General features: G+C 36.3%; 18 protein-coding genes and 2 pseudogenes. 9 read left to right on the top strand and 11 right to left on the bottom strand.

From position 1 onward, the window contains the following. Nucleotides 1-8: 8 nt before the first annotated feature. On the bottom strand, nucleotides 9-2,405 hold the full coding sequence (locus AC23MB_RS05300; RefSeq protein WP_313030597.1) for an alpha/beta hydrolase family protein: 2,397 nt from the start codon (nucleotides 2,403-2,405) through the stop codon (nucleotides 9-11). 338 nt (nucleotides 2,406-2,743) lie between these two features. On the opposite strand from AC23MB_RS05300, the gene AC23MB_RS05295 reads away from it, so the two are divergent. From AC23MB_RS05295 to AC23MB_RS05285, 3 genes are all read left to right on the top strand, one after another. Continuing rightward, nucleotides 2,744-4,882 carry a S46 family peptidase gene (locus AC23MB_RS05295; RefSeq protein WP_487786702.1) on the top strand — a complete coding sequence of 713 codons (2,139 nt, stop codon included), beginning with the start codon at nucleotides 2,744-2,746 and terminating at the stop codon, nucleotides 4,880-4,882. Between the two features lie 123 nt (nucleotides 4,883-5,005). Next, the gene (locus tag AC23MB_RS05290) at nucleotides 5,006-6,007 is read left to right on the top strand and encodes a polysaccharide deacetylase family protein (RefSeq protein WP_487786701.1); all 1,002 of its coding nucleotides are present in this window, start codon (nucleotides 5,006-5,008) and stop codon (nucleotides 6,005-6,007) included. Nucleotides 6,008-6,059: 52 nt separating this feature from the next. After that, nucleotides 6,060-7,133 carry a GNAT family N-acetyltransferase gene (locus AC23MB_RS05285; RefSeq protein WP_487786700.1) on the top strand — a complete coding sequence of 358 codons (1,074 nt, stop codon included), beginning with the start codon at nucleotides 6,060-6,062 and terminating at the stop codon, nucleotides 7,131-7,133. On the opposite strand, the gene AC23MB_RS05280 is transcribed toward AC23MB_RS05285, so the two are convergent. Together AC23MB_RS05280 and AC23MB_RS05275 are read right to left on the bottom strand one after the other, a co-directional pair. Then, nucleotides 7,130-8,575, bottom strand: a complete 1,446-nt coding sequence (locus tag AC23MB_RS05280) for a hypothetical protein (RefSeq protein WP_487786699.1) — start codon at nucleotides 8,573-8,575, stop codon at nucleotides 7,130-7,132. The two genes, AC23MB_RS05285 and AC23MB_RS05280, sit on opposite strands and share 4 nt — an antisense overlap. A gap of 328 nt (nucleotides 8,576-8,903) precedes the next feature. Further along, nucleotides 8,904-11,819, bottom strand: a complete 2,916-nt coding sequence (locus AC23MB_RS05275; RefSeq protein WP_487786698.1) for a M16 family metallopeptidase — start codon at nucleotides 11,817-11,819, stop codon at nucleotides 8,904-8,906. A 411-nt stretch (nucleotides 11,820-12,230) separates the two neighbouring features. Between AC23MB_RS05275 and AC23MB_RS05270 the strand changes: the two genes are divergently transcribed. The 4 genes and pseudogenes from AC23MB_RS05270 to AC23MB_RS05255 form a co-directional block, all read left to right on the top strand. After that, entirely contained in the window at nucleotides 12,231-13,256 is a 1,026-nt protein-coding gene (locus tag AC23MB_RS05270) for a hypothetical protein (RefSeq protein ID WP_487786697.1), read from the top strand. 306 nt (nucleotides 13,257-13,562) lie between these two features. Then, entirely contained in the window at nucleotides 13,563-14,036 is a 474-nt protein-coding gene (locus AC23MB_RS05265; RefSeq protein WP_312324359.1) for a hypothetical protein, read from the top strand. 474 nt (nucleotides 14,037-14,510) lie between these two features. Continuing rightward, nucleotides 14,511-14,855 (top strand): transposase, encoded by a 345-nt coding sequence (locus AC23MB_RS05260; RefSeq protein WP_487786696.1) that lies wholly within the window; start codon nucleotides 14,511-14,513, stop codon nucleotides 14,853-14,855. Then, nucleotides 14,767-15,090: pseudogene (locus AC23MB_RS05255) on the top strand (transposase); the annotation flags it as partial. The gene AC23MB_RS05260 and the pseudogene AC23MB_RS05255, both read left to right, overlap by 89 nt. A gap of 53 nt (nucleotides 15,091-15,143) precedes the next feature. Here AC23MB_RS05255 and AC23MB_RS05250 read toward each other — a convergent pair. From AC23MB_RS05250 to AC23MB_RS05230, 5 genes are all read right to left on the bottom strand, one after another. Continuing rightward, the gene (locus AC23MB_RS05250) at nucleotides 15,144-15,440 is read right to left on the bottom strand and encodes a hypothetical protein (protein WP_312324279.1); all 297 of its coding nucleotides are present in this window, start codon (nucleotides 15,438-15,440) and stop codon (nucleotides 15,144-15,146) included. Nucleotides 15,441-15,875: 435 nt separating this feature from the next. Continuing rightward, entirely contained in the window at nucleotides 15,876-17,120 is a 1,245-nt protein-coding gene (locus AC23MB_RS05245; protein ID WP_374328985.1) for a DUF1015 domain-containing protein, read from the bottom strand. Next, entirely contained in the window at nucleotides 17,120-18,079 is a 960-nt protein-coding gene (locus tag AC23MB_RS05240; RefSeq protein WP_313216376.1) for a D-2-hydroxyacid dehydrogenase, read from the bottom strand. The genes AC23MB_RS05245 and AC23MB_RS05240 overlap by 1 nt, the downstream gene beginning before the upstream one ends. Before the next feature lie 180 nt (nucleotides 18,080-18,259). Then, complete coding sequence (serC, locus tag AC23MB_RS05235; protein WP_374328984.1) at nucleotides 18,260-19,318, bottom strand: 3-phosphoserine/phosphohydroxythreonine transaminase; 1,059 nt, start codon at nucleotides 19,316-19,318, stop codon at nucleotides 18,260-18,262. A gap of 36 nt (nucleotides 19,319-19,354) precedes the next feature. Then, entirely contained in the window at nucleotides 19,355-19,705 is a 351-nt protein-coding gene (locus AC23MB_RS05230; RefSeq protein ID WP_312324298.1) for a 4Fe-4S dicluster domain-containing protein, read from the bottom strand. A gap of 50 nt (nucleotides 19,706-19,755) precedes the next feature. Here AC23MB_RS05230 and AC23MB_RS05225 point away from each other — a divergent pair, with 50 nt between their 5' ends. Continuing rightward, a complete protein-coding gene (locus AC23MB_RS05225) occupies nucleotides 19,756-20,790 on the top strand; it encodes an acyl-CoA reductase (RefSeq protein ID WP_374328983.1) in 1,035 nt (344 codons plus the stop codon). Nucleotides 20,791-21,021: 231 nt separating this feature from the next. On the opposite strand, the gene AC23MB_RS05220 is transcribed toward AC23MB_RS05225, so the two are convergent. After that, nucleotides 21,022-21,642, bottom strand: coding sequence for a DUF6266 family protein (locus AC23MB_RS05220; RefSeq protein ID WP_374328986.1), 621 nt, complete (start codon nucleotides 21,640-21,642; stop codon nucleotides 21,022-21,024). A 357-nt stretch (nucleotides 21,643-21,999) separates the two neighbouring features. Beyond that, complete coding sequence (locus AC23MB_RS05215; RefSeq protein ID WP_374328982.1) at nucleotides 22,000-22,278, bottom strand: hypothetical protein; 279 nt, start codon at nucleotides 22,276-22,278, stop codon at nucleotides 22,000-22,002. Nucleotides 22,279-22,879: 601 nt separating this feature from the next. On the opposite strand from AC23MB_RS05215, the gene AC23MB_RS05210 reads away from it, so the two are divergent. Continuing rightward, on the top strand, nucleotides 22,880-25,564 hold the full coding sequence (locus AC23MB_RS05210; RefSeq protein WP_313032186.1) for a T9SS type A sorting domain-containing protein: 2,685 nt from the start codon (nucleotides 22,880-22,882) through the stop codon (nucleotides 25,562-25,564). A gap of 195 nt (nucleotides 25,565-25,759) precedes the next feature. Here the strand turns inward: AC23MB_RS05210 and AC23MB_RS05205 are convergent. Further along, nucleotides 25,760-26,389 (bottom strand): annotated as a pseudogene (locus AC23MB_RS05205) (IS256 family transposase); the annotation flags it as partial. Nucleotides 26,390-26,467: the final 78 nt, after the last annotated feature.

Here is a 26,467-nt window from a genome sequence, read left to right as displayed (position 1 = left end):
ATCGATGTTTATTTAGTTTTTAAACATTTTTCTAAAAACTGATCTTGCTCCCAAAGTAGGTGAAGAATATTTTCTTTCGCAACATAGCCGTGCGATTCTTTAGGCAACAACACCATTCTAACTGGCGCACCTAGGTTTTTCAATGCTTGGAAATAACGCTCTGTTTGTAGTGTGAAAGTCCCAGGATTGTTATCTGCCTCACCATGAACCAATAGCATTGGTGTTTTCATTTTGTTAGCATTCATGAAGGGTGACATCTCATTGTAGACATTCGGAACATCCCAATAGTTACGCTGTTCACTTTGAAAACCGAAAGGTGTTAATGTTCTGTTATAAGCGCCGCTTCTCGCAATACCACAAGCGAATAAGTCCGAGTGCGTCAATAGATTTGCTGTCATAAAAGCACCATAGGAATGTCCGCCAACTGCCACTTTTTTTCGATCGATGTAACCTAATTTGTCCACTGCATCAATTGCTGCTTTTCCATCAGCAACCAATTGCGTGATAAAAGTATCGTTAGGTTCAGTTTTGCCTTCACCAATAATCGGGAACGAAGCATCATCCAAAACTGCATAACCTTTAGCCGCCCAATAGATAAATGATCCATAGCTTGGGAATGTAAATTCGTTCGGATTTTTCGAGTTTTGTCCCGCGGTTGCTTTATCTTTAAACTCTTCTGGATACGCCCAAATCAACAATGGCAATTTGTCTTTTTTGTTGTAGCCAGCTGGTAAATAAAGCGTCCCAGTTAAGTCAACACCGTCATTTCTTTTGTAATGAATCACTTCTTTAGTGACATCTTTAATACTTGCAAAAGGATTCGAAAATTGCGTAACTGGCGTTAGTTTTCCTGATTTAAAATTTTTGATATAATAATTCGGATACTCATTTTTTGACTGTTCACGGACAAGAATTTCGTTCTTTTTAATATTAAGAATATCGATTAAATCTTCTTTCTTGTCTTTAACATTAGACGTGTACAACCTTGTCGTTTTCAAAGAATTCCAATCAAAAGAATCGATGAACGGGAATTGCCCTTCTTTTGTAAAACCATCTCCTAAAAGATAAGACTTGTTAGCCTCGACATCGATAACATCACGACCGAACTCATTTCTTTTGGTTTGAAACTCTCCTGGATCGCTGTAAATATCTTGGAAATTACGTTTAGAAATCAATTTCGTATCGCCAGTTGAAGGATTCAAAAATTGAGTTGTGACATTTCGCGTATCATACCAAGAATCACTAACAATCGCATGTTGATCGTCTCCCCATTGGATACCTGCGAAACGGTCTTTTACTTTCACTAAAGATTTTGGTGCTGTATTAAAAGGCGCTTCCCACGTGAAAACCTCATCTCTAAAATCCACATTTTTTGCTGGATCGCCACCATCCAAAGCTTGAACAAAATATAAAACCGCTGGCTTATCAGAGCGCCAAGTCATATTACGTTTTCCTTCACGCGTTGCTGAAAAACCTTTTGGCATAATCTCCGTAAGAGGAATTTCATTTACTTTCTTAATTTCGTTGCCAGATTCGTCGTACACAACGCTTGTCATCGGGAATCTTGACAAAGGAACGATGTACGAAAAAGGCTTTTGTAATGTTGTAATATTGACGTATTTCCCGCTAGGAGAAAAGCTTTGCCCAGCGTACATATCTGCTTTTTTGAACAAGCTAGAAGTCCCATCAACATTAACTTTATATAATTCTGAAGTTACTAAAGTTTCAAAATTCTTTTCGTCTTGTGGATTTTTAAGAAGGTCTTGATAAGTTCTGTTTTGAGATACTTTTCCGTCACTTGTCGATACCGTTGGACCTGTCGGAAGATTATTTTTATCATCCAAAAGCGCTGGACGATTTGCTAACAATTGATTCACCAATAAGGCTTTAGAATCTCTAAACCAAGAATATGGCGACCCCATATTAGCATTCAGATTATCAGAAGTTAGCTTTTTTGCGCTTGCTGAAGCTAGATCAACGATCCAAAGTTCTACTCCTTTTGCCGTTGTGTTGGTGAATGCCAAAAATTTTTCGTCTGGCGAAAATTGGAAATAAGCCAAACGTGCATTCTGAGGAAGTCCTGTAACTTGGGTTTCAGATTTAGCATTAACTTTTTTAATTTTCAAGTTGTTAGAATACGTCATCGTACTCGAAATATTAGTCACAGGATTTATCCTAAGTCCTCCTAACTTCATCTCATCCTGAATAAGGTCTTCCAAGGTTTTGTAAGTAGAACGGTAGGTCAAAATCAGAGTTTCGCGCTTGCTATCCATCATAATGGATGGTGGACGATCATAATCTGCTAACTTCAAAATCTCTGCGGAAGGTTTTTGGTAGCTGACATTTTCTTGTGCAAAACCTAAGGTAGCAACCGCCAAAAACAATAAGGATAATCTATTCTTCATAAAACTATTTATTTCCTTCGAAAATACGAATAATTGATTTTTAAAAAAAATAGGGTTGTTATTATAAATGCTAATTGATTAAGATTGTTAATGACAATGTAATTTCTAAAATTTTCAAACGAACTATAAAATCGAATACCAGCTCCCCTAGCCCCGATAGAAGCGGCATCCTTTGGGATTGGCGTGAGGCGACGGAGCGTAGCAGAGCCGTCCGAGCGACAAGACGAAAGATAAAGCTGATAGCGGGATTAGCTCCTAAAAAACAATTTAGTTTTCAAAGTATATAAAATCCCGTTCCGATAAAAATGCGTAAATTGGCTCAATTTTAATGCTAAGAAATGAAAAGTAAACTTCTATTATCAGCAATCTTACTACCTGCCGCAATGGCTTTTGCTCAACAATACGGCGGTATGTGGATGCCTACAGAACTTAATGAAAAGGAAATGAAAGATTTGGGTATGAAAATCTCTGCGAAAGATATTTTTGACCCTAGCAAAGCGAGCATCAAAGATGCTGTGGTACAATTCGATGGTGGATGTACTGCCGAAGTTATCTCAGGGCAAGGTTTATTATTGACCAATCACCACTGTGGTTATGATAATATTCAGTCACATTCGACGGTAGAAAACGATCTCTTAACCAACGGTTTTTGGGCTAAAAATATGGAGGGTGAACTTCCAAATCCTGGCGTAACTGTAGACTTTATCGCGGACATCAAAGAAGTGACGCCACAGATTTTGGCTGGGACAGACGGACTAACAGGCGCTGCTCTTGATGCGAAAGTAAAACAAAATACAGAGGCCTACATCGCTTCTCAAAAAGTTGAAAATTATCAAAAAGTTACTGTAAAATCGATGTATTACGGTAACAAATATTATGCTTACGTTATCGAGACCTACAAAGACATTCGCCTAGTTGGCGCACCACCGCAAAGCATTGGTAAATTTGGTAGCGATACTGACAACTGGGTTTGGCCACGTCACACAGGAGATTTCTCGATGTTCAGAATCTATGCTGACAAAAATAACAAACCCGCGGAATATTCGAAAGATAACGTCCCTTACAAACCAAAACACTTCTTGCCTATTTCTATCAAAGACAAACAAGAAAATGATTTCACGTTTGTATTTGGTTTCCCAGGAAGAACTACGGAATATCTTCCAGCTATCGCAGTGGAAAAAATCATGAACGAAACCGATCCAGCAATGATTTCGGTACGTGATGTAACCTTGAAAGTTCTTGACGAAAAAATGAGAACGGACAATGCAACAAGAATTAAATACGCTTCTAAATACGCTCGTATCGCTAACTCTTGGAAGAAATGGATTGGCGAGGTTGAAGGTCTTAAAAAATCTAATGCTGTTGGTAAAAAACAACAATACGAACAGTCTTTGATTTCGAAAAACCCTCAAATAAAAGCAACAATTGACGGATTAAACAAAGTTTACAACGAGCAAGCACCTTACGCCCTTAACAGAGCTTATTATTCTGAATTACCACGAAATGCTGAGACGCTAGCCTTGGCAAGTTTGTTCTCTAGCTATGTTGAAGCTGTTGACAACGGGACTTTCAATGCGAAGTCTTTGGACGGTTTCAAAACCAGATTGTCAGATATCTACAAAGATTATGAAAGCGATTTGGACGCCAAAGTAACGGCTCAAGTTTTGGCTTTGTATGCTACTAAATCTGCACCTCAGTTTTTACCAAGTGGTTTAGAAAAGTTTAAAGATGCAAAAGCGAATGTTGCCGTACTGGAAAACTATGCTAAAAACTCGATTATCACAGGCCAAGCCCATGTAAACGGCGCAACAACTTATAGTGACATCAACAAAGTATTTGCTGACCAAGCGAGCCTTGTTAAAGCTTTGAAAAACGATCCTTTAATCCAACTTTGGAATAATATTAAAGGCGCTTATGTTAGCACAACACACAGCAAAGTTACAAGTCTACAAGCTGAGATCGATACCTTGCAAAAGACCTTTATGGCACAACAAATGGCAACGGATAAAGACAGAAAATTCTTCCCAGATGCTAACTCAACACTACGTGTAACTTACGGAAAAATAAAAGGGTCTAATCCTCGCGATGCGGTTAACTACGGTTACAAAACCAATCTAGCTGGCGTTATGGAAAAATATGTTCCTGGAGATTACGAATTTGATGTTCCTAAAAAACTAATCAGTCTTTACAATGCTAAAGATTACGGTATCTACAAGGACAAAACTGGCGAAGTTCCGGTTAACTTCACTGCAACCAATCATACAACAGGTGGTAACTCGGGTTCTCCAGCTTTGGACGCTTATGGTAACTTGGTTGGTCTTAACTTTGACAGACAATGGGAAGGTACGATGAGTGACATCAACTACGATCCGAAATTCAGTCGAAACATTATGGTGGACACCAAATACATCTTATTTATCGTTGATAAATTTGCAGATGCTAAATGGCTTCTTAACGAAATGAAAATTATTAAATAGTTTTTAAAATACGATTACAAGTATTAGATAATATTTTCTTAACATTGTCAAGGCGAAAGCTTTGACAATGTTTTTTTTATAGTGAGCGCAAAATCTATCTTTTATAAATCGGCTTCAATTTTTTTGAGTTCTTTTTCTTTGGAGACACTTGCAAAGTATCCTCCTTACCGAGATCTAGTTATCGTCTATCACAGCGTAAGTGACGAAAAGCTAAAACATGTCCAACACCTTTTCCCCTATCGAAGTTCGAAAACTTTTATTAAAGATGTGGACGAGCTTTCTAAAGCTTTTGACTTTATCGATTGGGAGACTTTTTTAGAAAGAAAAACAAGCAAAAATAAAATAGGAAAACCAAACCTATTATTGACTTTTGATGATGGCTATTCTGATTTCCATGATGTCATCGCACCTATTTTAAAACAAAAAGGAATCTACGCGATCAACTTTATCAATCCCAAATTTATTGATAATAAAGACCTCATGTGGCGTTGCAAAGCAAGTCTTTTGATTTCAAAAATTGAAGAAAATAAAGATCTTCTACAACAGATTTCAAGTTTTAAAAGTTTACAACTAAATCCAGTTGTTTCGGATATCAAAAAAAATCTTCTTTCCATTAAATTTGAAAATCAAAATCTTCTGGATGAGCTTGCAACTTTTTTGAACATCGATTTTAAAACTTATCTAGCGCAAAATAAAGTCTATCTCACGACGCATGAATTATTAAAATTAAAACAAGATGGCTTTGGGATCTCGTCGCACGGCTGGGATCATCCTTTGTATCACGAATTAACTCTCGATGCGCAACTCGACAACACGCAAAAATCTTTGGATTTTCTAGAAAATCTAGGATTAAATAATGATTCGTTTGCTTTTCCATTCACGGACTTTGGAGTAAAAAATGATTTCTTCGAAAAACTATCAAAAGCTAATCCACGACTTCAATATACTTTTGGTGCAGCTGGTCTTAAGCTCGATTCACGTTTCAAAAACTTGCAACGGATTCCGCTTGAAGTCGAAAATTATTCTGCAAAGCAAGTCATCAAAAACGAAATCATCTATTACAACTTGCTAAAATTAATTGGAAAACACCGAATTAAATTAGAAATCATTAGCCTTTTGCGATGATTAGTTTCGTTTTAAAAATCAAGTTTGTTATATTTGTTTAAAATTGAAAACTGTGATAGAAATTGTCGGACTTAAAAAAAAGCAACTTAAAGGATTTACAACTTCGGAAGCCTTTAAAAAGTTTGAGTTTGCGCCAATTTCTGAACTTCGCGAAGTTTCACACATCGCAAATCCTCGCGCAACGGATGACGATATTTTATTATTTTTAGCCTACGAAGGCGAAGAACTTACAGGTTATCTTGGGATTTTGCCAGACGACATCGCAAAACCAAACGGTGAAGTTTTTCATTTCGGATGGTTTTCGACTTTGTATGTCAGCGAAAAACATCGTGGCAAACAGATTGCGCAAAAACTTCTGTATGCAGCCGAAGCTGCTTACAATGGAAGGATGATGATCACCGAATTCACGGATAGTGCGCATGGACTTTACAAAAAAATTGGGCTTTTTGACGATCTTGAACCTAAACAAGCGGTTCGATATTATTTTAAATCCAATCTTGCGGAAATTCTTCCAGGCAAAAAAGAGGTTTTTAATCGAAATAAAAAATGGATTTTAAGATTTGACAAGTTAATAAATCCAGTCATTCCGTATCTTTCTAAATCATCAAAATTAAGTTATTCTATCGCTTACCATTGGGATGACGAATTAAAAAACTTTATTGATAAACAAACTAAAAATCCGTTACACAGAAGCTCAAAAGAATTCGAATGGATTTTGAAATATCCTTGGCTTTCCACCCAAAAAGAGCAAGCGAATTATTTGTTTTCATCTTATTCGACTTCCTATCAAATGTTTTGGGTAAAGCTTTACGAAAATGAAATTTTGACAACTTGTTTTTTATGCTCAATCCGAAATTCGCATCTTAAAGTTCTTTATTATTTTGCAGATGATATTTCGAAAGTTGCAATTTCACTTCCTGCAATTATTAAAAATTACAAAGTGAAAATGATGACAATTTATGACGACCAAATTAACGAAGAATTAGCAAAAGGACAATCGGTAAAAGCTTTGTACAAACGATATTTTAAAAGAAATTACCTTATCACCAAAACGCTAAAACAAGAGCTTGGCGCCAACTTCCATTACGAATTTGCGGATGGCGATGGCGATTTTAGTTTTACTTAATCACAATTACATTTCGCACGACGATGTCTTTTGAAGTCGTTGTCCCAAAATGGATACAATTTTAATCCTATAAAAAAGTTGGCAGCGTGTAATTTTTTATGATTAAACAAGAGCGGAAAAATATTTTCGCTTCCCAATATAAGTGGACCAAGACGTAGATAGGCGCCAAATTGCAAATTTTTATAATCATACAAAGCGGTTGAAAAACCATAGGCAATTGCAGGTTTTTGAACTGAATAAGTTGCAGAAAATGTATTAATTCTTTTAAGACTATTTTCAAAAATCGGTGTGCGTTGTATCCAATTAAAACTCAAATAGTGATTCGGTCTAATATTTTTACTCAAAGCTAAATGAATGCTTGTTGGTAACCCAATTTTGAAACCGTCAGAAATGTGAGATTTATTAGGATCACCATAAACTTCAGTACTCAACAATCCTAAATACTGCTTAATCGACTGGAACTTGGTGTTATCAAAAGTGGAATTATTATCCAGCAAAACTTTTGTATCGCCGATAAATACATGATTTTCACCATTAAATTTAACATAACCAACATCCAAAATATTAAAATCTACTTTAAGATCGTAAGTCTCGGAATCAGGAAATTTATTAATAAAACTCAGGCCTAAATCTAAACCCAAACCACTTCCCTGCTGTTTAAAATCATATTTTTCGGTTTCGAAATTATAGTTGGTCACGTAGCTTGCAGCAATGTCGTAACTGGTAGCAGTTGTCTGGTCATGATTTTGCGCATTAACTTCTGTACTTATATGTAAATCCTTATTATTCTGAAGATTATAAGCATCAAAACCCATTTCGTATTTTAGATTAATACCCAAAACCCATTTGTAATCTGACTGACGAAAAATTTCTGTTGCAAAATTTAATCCCAATTCGCCCCAATTCATAAAACTAGTTTTGAATGGACTGACAGCATACTCTATTGGTCGTGATAAATTTTGATTCTGAAATCTAAAATAATTGTCAAAATCAACAACTGAGGTTTGGGTTCTCAATCTTGTAAAAAGTCCAATATTAAAATCGGTTTCTCCTATTTTTGATTTAAAAAAAAATGACGGTCCCAATACATCGGAATTGAAGAAAAGATTCGCTAAGTCCTTATTGTAATAATCGAAAACGTGGGCCTGGTTAGCGCCTGTTATTCCTTTTTTAGGATCAGCAGCGACAATCTCCTCTTTTATTAATCCCAATAAATTCCCCTTTGAAATATAAGCGTAATCATTGTAAACATTAATATCTTCAGAAAATATTTGGATATCCCAAGGATTTGGGTTGATGTAAGTTTGTGTTGGCGAGAGCGAGCTTGCACTAATCCCACTATAGATATCATTTGAAAATAATAGGTTTTGTTGCGCTTCTACTTTTTGTAAAATCAACAAAAGCGTTATTAAAAACAGTTTAAGAAAATCCGTTTTTTCCACTCGCACACAATTTCACTTTTTAGTGAAAACGAATTTAATACTAATTTCTTATAATATGTGAAAATAATCTAATGAACTTTAAATTCATTTAATCTTTTCTAATTATTCCAACTTTGCGTGAGGGCGAAGCGCATTGTTGGAGCTCGTGATGTGAGGCGGCGGAGCGTAGCGGAGCCGTCCGAGCATCACAGCGACTGTGCGGAGACCGACCTGAAGCGCGAACGCGGGCGACGCGCAGCGTCGAACCAAGTGAGCGCAAATGGGCACGCCAAAAAAAAGCGACTCCTAACTGAATAGAAGTCGCTGCAAATAATTTAATAACCAAAAATTAGTAACCGAAAATCTCTTCCAAAGTTACCTCTTTGAAGTCGCCCATCTTGTTGATAGCGTCCATATTTAGGTTTTCCTTTTTCCCGATGATTGCCGTGTTGTATTTCAATGGTTTGATTTGTCCGTTGTAGAAATTGGTCAACTCTGGTAGAGTCAACGACTGAATTTCTGCATACGTGTCTTTTCTGATGTCGTAGTTAATGCCCAACTTCGCCAGCGCCAATTGGTTGAAATAAATGTTAGTTCTGTTGATTCTGTTAGACGCAATCTGCTTAAGCGCCGAACCTTTTGCATTTTCAAACTGCGCCGGAATCTGCGGAAGTTCTGCCATCAAATCATTCATCGCGCTAACGGCTTGTGGCAATTTGTTAGCTTGCGTACCGATGTAAGTCGTCACATAATTCGGGTGATTTAATAAATTACTTGGCGCATACGAAACGTAAGCAGAATACGCCAAAGACTTACTTTCTCTGATCTCTTGGAAAACAATTGATGACAAACCACGCCCAAAATATTCGTTAAACACATTGATCTTCCCGAAGTCTTTTGTATTAACATTGCTGGCTTTCGCTACTCTTGACATTTCGGTTTGTACCATGTCATAGTTCGTGAAATATACATGTCCAGACGTTGCTGGTTCTGGATATTCTTTAGCTTTTGGCGCTGTTAAACTTGCTGTTTGGATGTAAGGTTTAACATCGTTTTTCAAAGATTTTTCGTCTTTTCCGTACAAGAAAACTTCGTAAGGATATTTGTTAAGGTTTTTAATTTTTGACATCAAATCAGCAACCTTAATACTTTCTAAATTTTCTTTAGAAATAACATCGCTAAAACGGCTTTCTTTTCCATACTTCGCATAGTTGCTCAAAGCAGCCATAATTCTTGTTTTGTCTTTTTTTGCGACTTCGCGACCTTCAAGAATTGTTTTAACCGTTTTGTCATAGATGGCTTGATCTGGTTTAACATCAGCAATCCAATGGTTAAGAAGTTCTACACCTTTTTTCATGTTGCTTTCTAGACCTGTCAACGTAATGATGATTTGGTCATTCCCAGTTCTAAAACTGTTAGCAATTCCTAGTTTATAGAACTCTCCTTTTAACTGCTCAGGTGTATATTTGGACGTTCCTAAATATTGTAAAACTGAAACTGCTAAAGACATTTCTTTGTCATTGTCGGATCCCATTGGATAGACATAACTAACTTGTGCAACTTCGTTGTATTTGTTATCAACAAAGCTGATTTTTTTATCTTTTATTTTATCTGTTTTTATCGCCGTTTGATAATCGATAAACTGAGGTTTGATATCGCCAACTTTTGCGTTAAGAATATCTTTAAGGAAAGGCGATTGTGCTTCTCTATTTAGTTTAATCGGTGTAATACCTGGATTTTCAACACGAACCAATTTGTCATTAACACCTTTTTCTTTGTACACAACCGCGTAGTTATCTTTGAAGAAGTCGTTAGCAAATTTAACAACATCGGCTTTAGTAATTTTTTCGTATTCGTTGATATCATTTAGTTCATCCTCCCAATTTACATTTTTAATGTAAGCATTGTAAAGTGTTGTTGCAAGCCCATCCGCAGTCTCCCAACCTTTAAGACGTTGAACCTTCATATCATTGATAATCGCTGGCAACATCCAATCTGGGAAGTCTCCTTTTTTAATCAAATCAATTTGATTTAACAATAATTTTTTAGCATCTTCCATAGATTGACCTTCTTTCGGAACAATCGCCATCGTCATATTTCCATAATATTTAAAAGGCGACGCATAAGCATAAGCTCCCAAAGCTTTTTGTTGTTGGTTGATGTTAAGGTCGATAAGTCCAGCCTCACCATTGTTACTCAAAATATTAGCAACCATATCAGCAAGGCGTGCTTCTTTAGTTCCGTAAGAATCCGTTCTCCAAGCCATTGTCAATCGTGGTGTAGATGGACTTTTCACTGTTCTAGAAACCACTGAAGTCATTGGCGCTTCTACTGGCAATTGCTTTTTCGGAAGTTCTTTATATTTAAAAGTTCCAAAATATTGATCGACTAACTTAATCGTTTTATCAAAATCGATATCGCCTACTAAAACAACCGCCATATTATTAGGCACGTAATAAGTATCAAAATACTTGTGAATCGCCTCCATAGAAGGATTTTTCAAGTGTTCTGAAGTACCAATTGTTGTTTGTTGTCCGTTAGGATGTTTTGGAAACAATGCGTCCATCAACTCGTAGTTAACCAAACGTCCATCGTTATCTTGCGCACGGTTGTACTCTTCGTAAACGGCTTCCAATTCGGTATGGAATAATCTCAACACCAATTCTGAGAAACGCTCTTTCTCAACTTTTAGCCATTTTTCTAATTCGTTAGATGGAATATTATTTTTGTAAACCGTTTCGTCTAGCCAAGTGTGCGCATTAGTTCCTGTCGCTCCCAAAGACGAAATCGCTTTGTCATACTCGTTAGCGATGGCATATTTTGAAGCCTCTTGCGAAACCTCATCGATTTTTTTGTAAAGCGCTTTCTTTTTCTCTGGATCTTTCTCAGATTTATGCTGCTCATAAAGGTCTGAAATCTGTTTTAGCAAAGCTTTTTCTTTTACCCAATCTTGCGTCCCCAACTTTGACGTTCCTTTGAAAACCATGTGCTCCAAATAATGCGCAAGACCAGTATTGTCCGCAGGATCTTGGTTAGAGCCCGTTCTTACAGGGATGTAAGTTTGGATACGTGGCGCATCTTCGTTTTTGGCAAGATAGACTTTTAAGCCATTTTTAAGAGTATATATTCTAACACCATTAGCGTCATTTTTTACGCTGTCATATTGATATCCACTAGGATCGGTAAGGTGTTGAAGTTCGTATTTTTGTGCATTCACTGCTGTCATCATTAATAAAATTGAAACTGTAGTAATTATTTTCTTCATAATAATATTTAAGTTATGTAAAGTTACTCATTTTTTTTGGCGTGTCCCTCGTTTCGCCGAGCCAAAATCCACAACTCAACGAGGGTCGCTACGTCCGCTACTATCTTTTAGTGTGTCGCTTGGACGGCTCCGCTGCGCTCCGCCGCCTCGCGCCACCCCAAAAGGATATCCGCTGCCATCGCTCACGCGACTATGCAATGGTACTTGAATGTAGCCGAAATCACTATTCTAAACAAAAGCGCTTTGACTTCGCTCAGCAACCAATAAATATCAGATCGTAAATCAAAATTCTTAAATCGTAAATAAATAAGACGCTTCAGAAACCGAATTTGTTACATAAAGCCAAGAATTAATTTAATACCGATAAAAAGCCAAAAGTCTTATATTTAATCTCGATGAAAAAATAAAAAGATGAAAGTCATTACACCTCTCCGAATTTTAATTCCGATTGTGATACTAAATATAGTTTGGTCATACAACAAAAAACCAGAAACCAAACCAACACCAAAAGCTCAAAACATAACTGGCGCTTGGATACTTTCTGGACTTTTGCAAACCAACAATAGCTTTCACGCCGGAAAGGACTGGAAAAATAATCATGCTGCCATCATGAAAAGCGATTCTATAGAAATATTCTACAACCAAAGATCTGATTTGTACACCAAACTGGATTTGAAAGCCAACAATCAATTCACGACACAGCTTTTTGATATCAAAACAGATTCTGCCTTTGACAAAGCAATTTCTGGAACTTGGAAGCTCGAAAATAATCAACTAAAACTCTCTGCTAAAGCCACAAAAGCACAAGCTAGCCTCGAACAAATTTTCGATATAACGGACTACAATGACAAAGTTTTAAAACTAAAAATTATCAAAGAAGTAACTTCGGAAGTCGGCAAAAGCAATCCAAATTATGATCTTGCTGATCGACAAAAGAAGTTCGACAACATCATCAAAGAAATTGGCATTAATCAAAATGATTTGACAACAAAAGATTTAGAATACAACTCCGATTTTTGGACCGTTAATAATTTCAATGACCACCAACTTCTTACTCGACGTATTGGGCAGGATCAAGACATTTCCAAATACTCGAAAGACCTACAAAGCTTAATCTACGGCGTTCCTTGGGATTATGTGCCTTACTATGAGCCCATCTTTGAAAATCGTAGTGTTCGATTTAGCTTTCTGCCAAAATCCAAACTTGATATCGAATATCAAATAGATGGTTCGGCTTCGGGTTGGTGCGGAACGCCCGCGCAAGGACATTATTTCGGGACTTATCATTATAATAAAACTAACAAGCTTATGGAAATTAGTTTTACAGATCCAAAAATTCCAAAAGAAGTCCAAAGAACTTTCCGTTACGGAAATAAAAGCCAAAAGTATCAAATCCTCGCCAAGAACGACTATGTGATGATTTGGAAGAAGTTGTAGTTTTGAAAACTTATATTAGCGTGTTCTTTTATTTTAAATAAAATTTATGAAAGTTGTCCTAACATTCTAAATTCTTATTGCAATTGCAGTCTCCTTACAGTTGTTAGTGGATTATCTCAATTTGGGTGTTTTCATAAATAGTTTCACAACACCTGCAACGATTACATTATTAGCATCCTGCATATTTTTAATCAGTAAAAACAATACCAATGAAAAGAAAATATTTAAGCTAACAAGTATCGCTTGTGGAGCCATAACTTTGGTATGGATAGTTCTTTTTAATTTACTTTATTATTACGGAAAAGGATGGAATCATTAAAATCAAACAGCGGCTTGTACGATCGACAGAATATCATAAATTTAGTTTTAGGACTTATACTTTTAGCAATTGTTGCGACATTACTTTATTTAAAAAATGAAAACAGAGATTTCAAAAAATATAATTGGAGCGCTAGAATCTATACAATTGGCTTGTATAATGGTACAAACAAAAAAGCGGCAACTTCAGAAAAATTTGATACCACAGAAAACAATATCGAATTGCTGAAATTTCATTTTTATAACACCGAAGAAGTATCGTCAAGTTTACTCTGGGACAAAAACTTTTATGGAGATATCCTCAATAGTAAAGCACAAAACCAAATAAACCCAGATGCTATTTTTGGACTCTACCCGAATCATGCAAGCATGAATTACTTTTCTTACAATGACAATGCTTTTTATGAACTTGACCAAGCACTAGATTATGCGAAAATTAAAAAGATCGCAAGAAAATATTGATACAATAGAGAAAGCGAAACTTCTTGTTTTGTGGATATTTTAAGTCATAATAAAGTCATTTTATTCCTCGGAGTCAATGGTGACGAAGATAGGTTACACCAACATCTACTAAAATAAATGAAAACTGGGCAATCCTGAAACAAAATGCACCGTCAAGGAAGAATATTAGAAATCTTGAAAGTCTACAAGAGTTAGTACTATCAAGAAAATATTGGGGCGTCCATCTCGAGCTTCCGAAAGATGCAGATTTGGAAAGTATTAGCATGACAGGATTTGATAATTCGGAAATTAAAGATATCGTATCTAGCGAACTTGTTATGCCTTTCAAAAGGTAGTATCTCACTAACTGTGTAAGTTGAAAAGTTATTCTGAAAAATTTTGATCTCTCAAAGCTCAAAAAAAATTTTCGGAAACCTAACGAAGTGGTTCGGCGAAGCCAAATAGCTTTTTACTATTTTTAAACATTGTACAGTTATGATCGACAAAGAAGAATTATTAAACAGCAAGGATTTCTACAAATCCTTTAAGAATGGAGAAGATTTAACCTCGTTCCTCAAACAAATGCACAAACGGGCGGTAGAGCACATGCTCGAAGCCGAACTGGACGCTAATATTGACAACGAAAAACACGAAAAAACCAAAGAAGGGAATTATCTCAACGGGCACGGAACCAAGAAGATAAAATCCTCTTTCGGCGAGTCCGAGATCAAAGTTCCGCGTGACCGAGAAGGAAGATTTCGCCGAGAAATGGGAAAGCAAATATCTGTACGCAATACAGTCCTGGAGAAACAATTGGGACGAGCTGACCATGTTTTTTGATTTTCCGGTAGAAATCCGTAAGATCATCTATACCACCAACTTAATTGAAAATCTAAACGGAAAAATCAGAAAATACACCAAAAACAAAATGTCTTTCCCAACAGATGATGCAGTAATGAAGTCCGTTTATCTGGCTTTAAAGGAAGCCGCCAAAAAATGGTCAATGCCCATTCAAAACTGGGGATTGGTTTTAAACCAATTTATGCTTATTTTTGAAGAAAAGCTCAGATTATAAAATCCAAGCCCTAACTTTTTAACTTACACACTTAACGGGATAGTGTCTTTTTATTATAAATTATTTGTTTTCTTTTTTAATTTTTGCTGCGCTATAATAAGAGAAATGGCAACTACTCCTAATAAAGGTAAGGCGTTATTAATGGGAGATGGCGGTTCACCAGGTCCACCAGGTCCAGATTTTGCTAATTCTTGATCGCGTGTCTCAATCTCTTCAGCTACCTCAGCTTTTCTAAAATTATTTTCTCGCTGTACTGGATTTTCTTGGTTGAACCTATTGTCGTAATCTCTATACTGACTAAATAAGACACTAGACACAAAAGTCATTATAAGGAGTAGTTCTTTTCTCATTGTTTTATTCTTTCACGGAGGAAGATGTTAATTTCCTAAATACTTAATTTTATATTGATCCTTGTGTTCTTGTACGCCCAATTTATTTACTTATTGCAAAAATATTTCAGTTAATTTTAAAACGTGTTAAATATCTATATTGATTGTGTGAATAATATTTAAAGTTCATGAATTTTCTATTTCTGCATAAATATTAAATTTTTATGATAAAAAATTTAATATTTGTTTTAAATATCATTCTTTTATGTTGTCATAATAGCTATTCTATCTCGTCTCTAAAAAACGGGTGGTAAATATACAATTTAATTTTACCTGACAATACATCTTAATAATATTTTAATGTTTTAATTTCTAAGATGTTATCAAGTACGATTTACTAACAAAAAAAGGATAACAACTTGCGTTATTATCCTTTGTAATATGTTTAATGAAGAATTATTTCATATCGTACATCATTAATGCGGTGATAAGTTTTGGTTCGATGTAGGTGCACTTTGGCGGCATCTTAATCTTTTTATCCGATATCTTTATCAAATCTTGAAAGCTTATGGGATAGACTCCAAAACCAGCTTCGTACTTTCCAGAATCTACTTTTTCCTTAATTCTTTCGATGCTTTCTTTGGTTGAGTTACCTTTGATGTAATCTATTTTTTCAGCACGTTTTTCTTCGGTATCAAGATTTAAAATCTTTTCAAAAACATACTTTTCGAGTAGATAATGATCCATATCGTTCACTTCTTTTTCGGAAAGACGTATATCGTGTTTAACATGAAGGCTGTAGAATTTACCATCCAAATACATGCTGATATGGAATTTTTGAGAAGGGTAGTAAATCTCTTCGCCTTTATCATGGATTTGGAAATCCTGTGACAATGCGTCTAATAAAGCTTCTTTACTTACGCCATTTAGATCTTTTAAAAGTCTATTGTAATCGTGGATTTTAATCGACTGGTTGGATACAATAAAACTGTACACAAAGTTGAAATGTTCACTACCAGAATATTTTTTATTTTTTTCGCGAAGACGTTTTGCATGCTCGCCAACACTTCCGATACGGTGGTGACCATCTGCAATGTAGAAAGAATCGATAGGATCTAATACTTCTTTAAATTGTTGAAGCTTTAGGCGATTGTCAATTTTCCACATTTTGTGTCTTACGCCACGATCATCAAGGTAGTTAAGAATTGGTACATTTTTTTGCTCGTGGGACATTAGAAGTTCCACTTTTGCGTTGGCGTTATAAGTTAAAAGTACAGGCTCCGCTTGGATGTGTACTTTCTCAAGATAATGTGCCATTTTCATTTTACGTTCTGTAATTGTAGACTCATGTTTTTTAATCTTACCATTAAAGAAGTCATCGACACTTACTAAACCAAGAAGACCTCGGAAGCTATGCTTATTTGGCATAATCTGCTCGTACAAGTAGTAAGAAGAATCGTCTTGCAGTAATTTTTTTGCAGCCAGAAGCTCTTCAAAGTTGGTACGAACTTTTCTCAAGTTGCGGTCAACATCTTTAGACTTGCTGACAACAGCAGGCTTAATCATTTGGACATAAGAATCCTCAACGTTGGCTTTGTTGTTAATTTCGTCTTGGGAATAGTTGTCGAGAGAAGGTGTAGGGAAGGTGTCCAAAATCTCTGGACGAGGTCTTACACCTCTAAAAGCTTTGAAAGTTGGCATTATTCTAATTCCTTTTTGATGTTGATGATTTGGTCTGCAAGCTCTAAGCCGATACGCTCTTGCGCATCTATGGTATTACCACCAATATGCGGTGATAATGATAAAGCTGGATTCATGAGTAGCGGTAATTCTGGTTTTGGTTCGCTTTCGAACACGTCCAAAGCAGCACCAGCTACTTTTCCGTTTTCAATATAGTCTACTAGAGCCACTTCGTTAATAACACCACCACGCGCTGCATTAGCTATAAAGACGCCATCTTTCATCATTTCGAATTGAGGCGCATCAATAATATAAGATTTCAGTTTGCTTGTGTTCACCGTGATAAAGTCTGCTTTTTGTAGGACCTCATCTAAAGTTACAGATTTTATTTCAAACTTTAAGCTTTGACCATCAAAAAAGTTAAGTTCTACGACTTCAGTTTTTGGTGTTCTGTTATAAGCAACAATGTTCATTCCTAATGAAATCCCTAGTTTAGCCACTTCTATACCTATTTTACCAAGACCAATGATACCTAAAGTTTTTCCTGAAAGTTCATAAGCTTTTGCAAATGATTTTTTAAGACTGTCAAATTTAGTATCACCTTCTAGAGGCATTAGTCGGTTAGACTCGTGAAGGTTTCTCGCTAATGAAAAGAAATGGGCAAAAACTAATTCTGCTACAGATTTGCAAGAAGCAGTTGGCGTGTTAATGACATAAAGACCTTTTTCAATTGCGTATTCTACATCAATATTGTCCATCCCGATACCACCTCTACCAATAATCTTTAGGCTAGGTGCAGCATCAATAAGTTCTGCACGTGCTTGCGTTGCACTTCTTACAAGTAATACATCAACTTGGTTATCGTTGATGAATTGCATAAGTTGCTCAGGAGCGACACGATTGGTAAGCACTTCGATACCTGCGTCGGTTAGTCTGTCTACTGCGGATTGAGAAATCCCATCATTTGCTAGAACTTTCATTGTTTAATGTTTGGTGTTGATGATCAGTTGCCTGATACGTTCTGTTTAGTTTTTAAAATTGCACAAAAATACGAAAGTTTAAAAAACTAGCCAATATTTTTTTGTGAATTCATATTAATATATGAAAACGCCTTCTATTATTGAAAATAGAAGGCGTTTTTTTGTAATATCTTTAAAAATTTAAGCAAGGTTTTTCATAACATCAACTAAAACCTGTACACTTTCGATTGGCATTGCGTTATAGATACTTGCTCTATAACCGCCTAGGTTTCTGTGTCCGTTAAGTCCGCTAATGCCAGCCGCTTTCCATGCAGTGTCAAACGCTTCTTTCTTACTCTCGTCTGTCAATTTGAAAGACACATTCATTAAAGAACGATCTTCTTTAGCTGCATAACCTTCGAATAATGGATTGTTGTCAATCTCATCATAAAGAAGTTTTGCTTTAGCTTCGTTTTTAGCTTCAGCAGCTGCGATACCACCATTCTCTTCAAGATGTTTAAGTGTTAAATAAGACACATAAACTGGGAATACTGGCGGTGTATTTAACATTGACTCTTTAGCAATGTGTAAACCTAAATCTAAGTAAGATGGCAGGTTACGACCTGTTTTACCAAGAATATCTTTTTTAACAACCACTAAAACCGCACCTGCAGGACCCATATTTTTTTGAGCACCAGCGTAGATCAAATCAAATTTTGAAAAGTCTAATTGGCGGCTGAAGATGTCAGATGACATATCGCAAACCATAAGAGTGTCCACTTCTGGGAAGCTCTTTATTTGCGTTCCGTAGATCGTGTTGTTAGATGTACAATGGAAGTAGTCATAGTCTGCTCCAACTTTGTAATCTTTTGGGATGTAGCTGTAGTTATCCTCTTTAGAAGAACCTACTACATCGATGTTACCTACTTTTTTAGCTTCTTTAATAGCACCAGCTGCCCACGTCCCAGTATCGGTGTAAGCTGCTTTGCCATTTTCGGTAAGAAGATTCATAGGTGTCATTAAGAACTGAAGACTTGCGCCACCTTGTAGATAAAGCACTTCGTAGTCATCGCCAAGATTCATTAATCTTTTTACGATGGCTCTTGCTTCGTCCATTACGGCAACAAATTCTTTACTTCTGTGTGAGATTTCTAGCAAAGAAAGCCCCATACCGTTAAAATCCAAGATCGCCTCAGAAGCTTTTTGGAAGACTTCTTGTGGAAGGATACTTGGTCCAGCACTGAAATTGTGTTTTTTCATTTTATTTTATTAGATTTCGGTGTCTAAAGTTAACGATTACTCGTTATGTAGGAAAGCTTTTTTTGCTAATAAAGATTCTTCCGACTCTACATGGTCATCATCTGGTACACAACAGTCTACAGGACAAACTGCAGCACATTGTGGCTCTTCGTGGAAGCCTTTACACTCTGTACATTTGTCTGAAACGATGAAATAAACATCGTCACTAACTGGCTCTTGAGGATCATTAGCATCTATGGTTAAGCCCGATGTCAACGTTACGCGTCCTTCTAGAGCTGTTCCTTCGGAAGCCTTCCAGTCCACTGCACCTTCATAAATTGCGTTATTTGGGCATTCTGGTTCGCATGCCCCGCAATTAATACATTCATCAGTTATTTTGATAGCCATTGCTATATTATTTTTAATTTTGTGCAAAATTACGAAAAATAAGATAAGTAATGATTAATCAAGATAAAATTTCTGGACTGACAAATGTCGGTAGTTTTTTAAACAACTATTTAACTCAATCACCTGATACTTATAATACTAAACAACAAGAATTGCAAGCCATCCTTAAGCGCTCGGAGGTCGAAAACCCTTGGTTTGATGAGTCTAATTTGCGTTTTGCTTTAGAAAGTTGGGCATCTTTGCTTAATACCTCAGCTCTAGAGATATGGTTGTCGAAGTATCATTTTGAATCAAAAAACAAAAGAGTAGGCCTTATCTTGGCGGGTAATATCCCTATGGTTGGCTGGCATGACGTGATGTCGGTGATATTGTCTGGCAACATTCCGATTATAAAACTATCATCTAAAGACCGATGGTTAATTCCATTTTTGTTAAAACTTTGGAATGACAACACCGAAGCTGGTGTCAGCTATGAGTTGGTAGAAAGATTAGAGAATTTTGATGCTGTTATTGCGACCGGTAGCAACAATACGGCGCGTTATCTTGAATATTATTTTAAAGATCATAAAAGCATTATCAGAAAGAACCGAACTTCGGTAGCAGTTGTATCGGAGAAGGATAGTGACGAGGATCTTAGAAAACTGGCAGATGATATTTTTATCTATTATGGTCTTGGTTGTCGTAATGTAACACGATTGCTGATCCCTGAAGATTATAAACTCGATCGCTTTTTTGAAAATTTTATTGGATATCAATCAATTATTAATCATAATAAATATGCCAACAACTATGATTACAATCGCGCCGTTTTTCTACTAAATCAAGATAAGTTTTGGGACAATAATTTTGTGATGCTAAAAGAGGATGATAAGTTGTTTAGTCCTTTGGCGGTTATTAATTTTAGTCGTTACAAAAGCCTAGATGAGGTTAAGGCTTACATTAACGATAACGAAGGCGATATACAGGCGGTGGTTACCAATCTAGACTTGGGTACAGAAACCGTAAAACTAGGGGAAGCGCAACAACCAGCATTGGATACCTATGCTGATAATGTCGATACAATGGCATTTTTGGCAGGATTGTAAAACTAATTGGGTACCTATTGATTTTTGAGTTGACTTATTAACTTGATTATAGGTAGCTGAGGTGCTTAGTTATTTTAATTTTGAAACGCCACTAGTCTAAATGCTATTTTTAATTCCCAATTTTAGTATAAAGTTTCAAAGATAAAAAACACTTCGCCCTAGCTATAGCTAGGGCGAAGTCAACAATATTATAGGAAAAATTAAGAAACGCCTTAATATTAAGTAGTAAAATTACTGGAGTTGTACCTCGCCAAGATAAAGACTGTTGCAAGCTTGCTCCCTTTGTGAGCTGTTGATGTAGGCCCAGACCTGCATACTTTGCCCGCTGTAGATACTTGGTAGGTTAATACTTATACTTTCGGCGTCGCGTGTTGCAATGTTTTCAAAAATTGCAAAAGCCTTATCGATACTGCTGTAGGATACGATATTGATTTGCTCGTCTATTGATGCATTACCTTGGTCGGCGTTGTTGGTCCAGGTAAGATTGAGTACTTCGTTGGCTGCAGCTGTGATATTGGCATTCTGAAAGCCTGTTAAGTCCCCTTTGGTTATAAGAACTTTGTTGTACATTAACTCTGGTAGACCTGCTACGATCTGTACAGCTTCGTACAAAATATAGGATAACGCTAAGTTAATTCTCGACTTCGCACCTCTTCCATTGACATAAAAGCGCGATTGTATAGCATTGAGGGGTGTAAGAAAAGCAATTGTTAAAGCAAACTTTAGCTGTTGTTGGACTTGCTTCTCTATTGGTGCTTTTTGTGATGGTTTTGGAAGGCTTCGGATAATGTCTTTGCCTCTCCAAATAGCGCCCACTATGATGCCAACTTTACCTGAGAATCCGCCAAGTATTCCTTTGTGAATTTGTGCGATAATTTGTAGTTTTTATATGTTAGTAGAGCAAATTTATATCAAAAAAACATTGCTTTTTCGTTTTTAAAATTTTGGATTTTTTATATTGGCTTATGACCAATATCGACCATATTATTATAAGCTTTGTTCGGTGCTTCTTCGGTACTTGTTCGATAATTACTCAATAAAATGCCATTTTTAGGAACAAGACTCGAACAAGACTCGAAGGAAACTCAAATGGTTGTGAGTTTTTGTTTAAGCTTGGTTGCTGAGCGGAGTTGAAGTGCCGAAGTGCCAAAGCATGGATATTGCGGTAAAAAACAACTTCCCAACATCTAGTGGTGTTGGGAAGTGTTGTTAGAGTTGTGAGGCTTTTATTAGTTGTTCAATAAAAGAGCGTGGGCAGTATATCTTGCGACCGATACGGATCTTAGGGATTATGTTGCGCTTACGTTGGCGATAAGGTGTGCTGTCGATACAATGTAACATCTGTTTGAGATCTGCATTGTCTAGTAAGCTTATTGCTGATATATCTTTTTTAATGAATTTTAGTAGTCTTTCATTAAGTTGATCAATACCACGGGATAGCTGGTATAGTGCCTCTTCTACACTGAGGCTTTTGTTTTTTGTTTCCATGATTTGTTTTTTTTCTATCAATAAAGTTAAATAATATTTTTCTCTTAAATACAAATTGTAGTGTATAAAATTAAGTATGATTTTGCTTTTTTAATAAGTATTATTGGTTGAGGTCTTATCCGTGTTGAACATTAGGTATAATTACTATAAATAAAAATGAGGTAAAAACCCCTAATGTTTTTTGGTGAAGAAGAACCAATTTAGTTCCGTGATAAAATGGATTTGTTTTGATTGTAATAAAATCCTAAAACGTCTTTATGTTTTAAATTAAATAGGAGTGTTCTAGATTATTTTTGGGTGTTTTTGAGTCTACAATTAGTTATAAAAGATGTTTTTTATGCAAAAAAGAGATGTTCTAAATAAAAAAACAAGCCAAAGTAATATGATGGATTTTTTATAAGTAACTGATAATCACGTGTGCTTTTTTGTAAAATAATTTGTCCACCCCTTTGTCCACCCCTATTTTTTTCTTTTTTTAATAAATAATTGTTGATTTGATGAAAATAGTGTTAGAAAGTATTAACAATCATAATAAAAGCATTAAAAACCAAGCTTAAAAAATCTATAATAAATACAAACAATAATAACTAAAAAAAGCATCATGAAAAACAACTACATTTTAAGCCTCATCTTGATGATGATAAATCTATTGGGCTATAGCCAAACAAGTACAGAGACTTTTGAGACAGAATCCCATGGTAGTACCTCTTTTACGGATAACGGGGTTGTATTTAACATTAAATCAAATGTTGGTACTTTTAAAGTACAAGGAAGTTTTCCAGGTACTGGTTGGAGTGGTACAGCTAATGATAATAAATATATCGATAATGATAATAGTTCCGGTAGCGCTCAATCTTTTAGCATTAAGACCACCTCCAATCTCTTCAAAGTGAATAGGTTTTGGATGTACCTTTCGAGCCCTACGCTTGACTTGACTGTAAGTGGAAGTTTAACAGTAACTGGTAAATTGAGTGGTGTTACTAAGTTTACTCAAACAAAGACCAATGGTTTTACAACTTCAATGCAGAATTATAATGGTTTTACGTTAATAGATTTGACTAACCTTAATGGGCAGAATTACTCTAACATCGTCATCGATGAGCTGGTACTTACTCTTGGTGGAAATTTTACTTATGCGAGTTTGGATGCCTTTACGTGGGTAAAAGATTCTGATACAGTCAATCCAAAGGTTACATTATCTAACCAAACCAATGTAAGTTGTAATGGTGGAAATAATGGCTCGTTAACAGTAAGTGTTACTGGAGGTAGTGCTCCTTATAGTTATGCTTGGTCACCAAGTGGAGGTACATCTGCTACAGCAACAGGATTGTCAGCTGGTACATATACTGTTACAGTGACAGACGCTCATGGAGGCACGGGAAGCGGATCATATACTATCACCCAACCAACAGCTTTAGCAGCTACTATAGCAAAAACAGATGTTAGCTGTAATGGAGGTGCTAATGGTACAGCAACAGTAATACCATCGGGTGGAACAGCAGCTTATACTTATTCTTGGGCACCAAGTGGTGGTACGGCAGCAACAGCAACAGGATTACCAGTAGGTGTTTATACATGTACAATAACAGATGAAAAAGGATGCAGTATTACAAGATCTGTAACGATATTGCAACCAACAGCATTAACAGCCACTACGTCTCAAACTAATGTAAGTTGTAATGGCGGTGCTCATGGTACTGCAACAGTAACACCATCGGGTGGAACAAGACCATATAATTATTTTTGGTCGAATGGCGTTACAGCTGCAACAGCAACAGGCTTATCCGCAGGGACATATACTTGTACAATAACGGATGCTAATGCTTGTCAAATTACAAGATCAGTAACGATTACTCAACCAACAGCATTAACAGCCACTACGTCTCAAACTAATGTTAGTTGTAATGGTGGTGCTAATGGCACAGCTAGTGTAGCCGTAACAGGAGGTACACCTAGTTATACCTACTCTTGGGCACCAAGTGGTGGTACAGCAGCGACCGCAACAGGCTTAGCTGTGGGGACATATACTTGTACGATAACGGATGCTAATGCTTGTCAAATTACAAGATCAGTAACAATTACAGAATCCCAACCAATAAGTGTTAGTGTGACAGGTAATGAAACCTGCGAAAATAATGTTGCGAACTTAACAGCCACGGGTGCCGATGCATATAATTGGTATAACCAAGTTACTGATGTTAATCCTTTTTATATAGGATCAACCTTTGTAACACCAGTCTTGACAAATAATGCTAACTATTATGTGAAAGGTCTAAAGCTAGACACAGCACAATCTTTAGAAACAACATTTGTTGCTGGTAATAACCATAGAGGTAATATGATTAATGTGACGGCACAAAAAGACCTTTTAATTGATTCTTTTGATGTTTCTCCACAAGCAAATACTACAATAGAAGTTTATTATAAAGAAGGTACTTATAATGGATATACGGCTACTCCTTCAGCTTGGACCAAGTTAGGAAGTGTCCCGGTAGTCTACACAGGTAATCCAGTTAATTTAAAGCCAGGATCTATTACAATACCAGCTGGTAAGACGTATGCATTTTATATTACATCAAGTAATATTAACGTTTCGTTAAACTATTCAAACGGTACAGGTAATGATGTTTTTGCAGATGCTAATATGACAATTAATGCTGGTATTGGATTAGAGTATCCGTTTACTGCTGGTACCAATATAGTGTATAACCCTAGGATATTCAATGGTCGTATTCATTATCAAGTGATCGCTTGCGCTAGTCCTATGCAGTCAGTTGTAGTAAATGTAACATCGACTGATGCACCAACAGGCGATGCAGAACAAAGCTTTAATCTAAATGATACGTTAGCAACACTTGTGGTTAATGGACAAAACATCAAATGGTATGCGACGCAAGCGGATGCACAAACACACGTTAACGCATTAGCAAACACAACAGTTATTGTGAATAATACCACTTATTATGCAACACAAACTGTAGGACAATGTGAGTCTAGTACTGCGTTAGCTGTGAAAGCTTATAATGCGACTTTAGCAGTTGGCGCAAGCAATAAGACTAAAGCAATACAACTATATCCTAATCCTGTTAGAGATATCTTAAATCTAAAAACAGATGAGAAAATAATAAGTGTCGATGTTTTTGGTATCGATGGCAAAAAACTAATGAATAAAGCACGGGTAACTACTAATAACCAACTGGATGTCCATAACCTAACACAAGGTACATACATCCTTTATGTAACAACCGAAACTAAAAAGGAGACGATTAAGTTTATAAAACAATAGTGATTTTTAAGTATGTTTGTTATGAAGCAGACCGCCTCGGCGGTCTGTTTTTTTTTATTTTTTCTCAGGAATGGCTTCGTTGGTGGTTTTTATTTGGATATTGTTGCCATCTTGTTTTAGAAATAAAGAAGCTGGTTTATTATTATTAGACACTATCCCGTTAAGTGTGTAAGTTAAAAAGTTAGGTCTTGGATTTTATAATCTGAGCCTTTCTTCAAAAATAAGCATAAGTTGGTTTAAAACCAATCCCCAGTTTTGAATGGGCATTGACCATTTTTTGGTGGCTTCCTTTAAAGCCAGATAAACGGACTTCATTACTGCATCATCGGTTGGGAAAGACATTTTGTTTTTGGTATATTTTCTGATTTTTCCGTTTAGATTTTCAATTAAGTTGTTGGTATAGATGATCTTACGGATTTCTACCGGAAAGTCAAAAAACACGGTCAGCTCGTCCCAATTGTTTCTCGAGGACTGTATTGCGTACATATATTTACTTTCCCATTTCTCGGCGAAATCTTCCAAGGCAGCTTTTGCAGCCTCTTTGGTGGGAGCCGTGTATATGTGCTTCATGTCTGCAGAAAACGCCTTCCTGTCCTTCCAAACCACGTATTTGCAAGCATTTCTAATCTGGTGAACGACACAGATTTGGGTTTGAGATTCCGGGAAAACCGAGCGAATGGTCTGGGTAAATCCGTTCAGGTTATCAGTAGCGGTAATCAAAATATCTTCCACGCCGCGCGCTTTTAAGTCTGTTAAAACGCTCATCCAGAAGCTGGAGCTCTCATTCTTTCCAAGCCACATTCCAAGAACTTCTTTTCTGCCTTCTGGTGGTCTCAAATTGCTAGTGCAACTTTTGTTTTTGTAAAAGTATTATTTTTTTTGAGTGATTTTAATAAAATATGG

It is taken from the genome of Soonwooa sp. T0.1_25 (assembly GCF_057652215.1).
The sequence above is the reverse complement of the archived record's forward strand: the minus strand, read 5'-3'. Positions and strand labels throughout refer to the sequence as shown.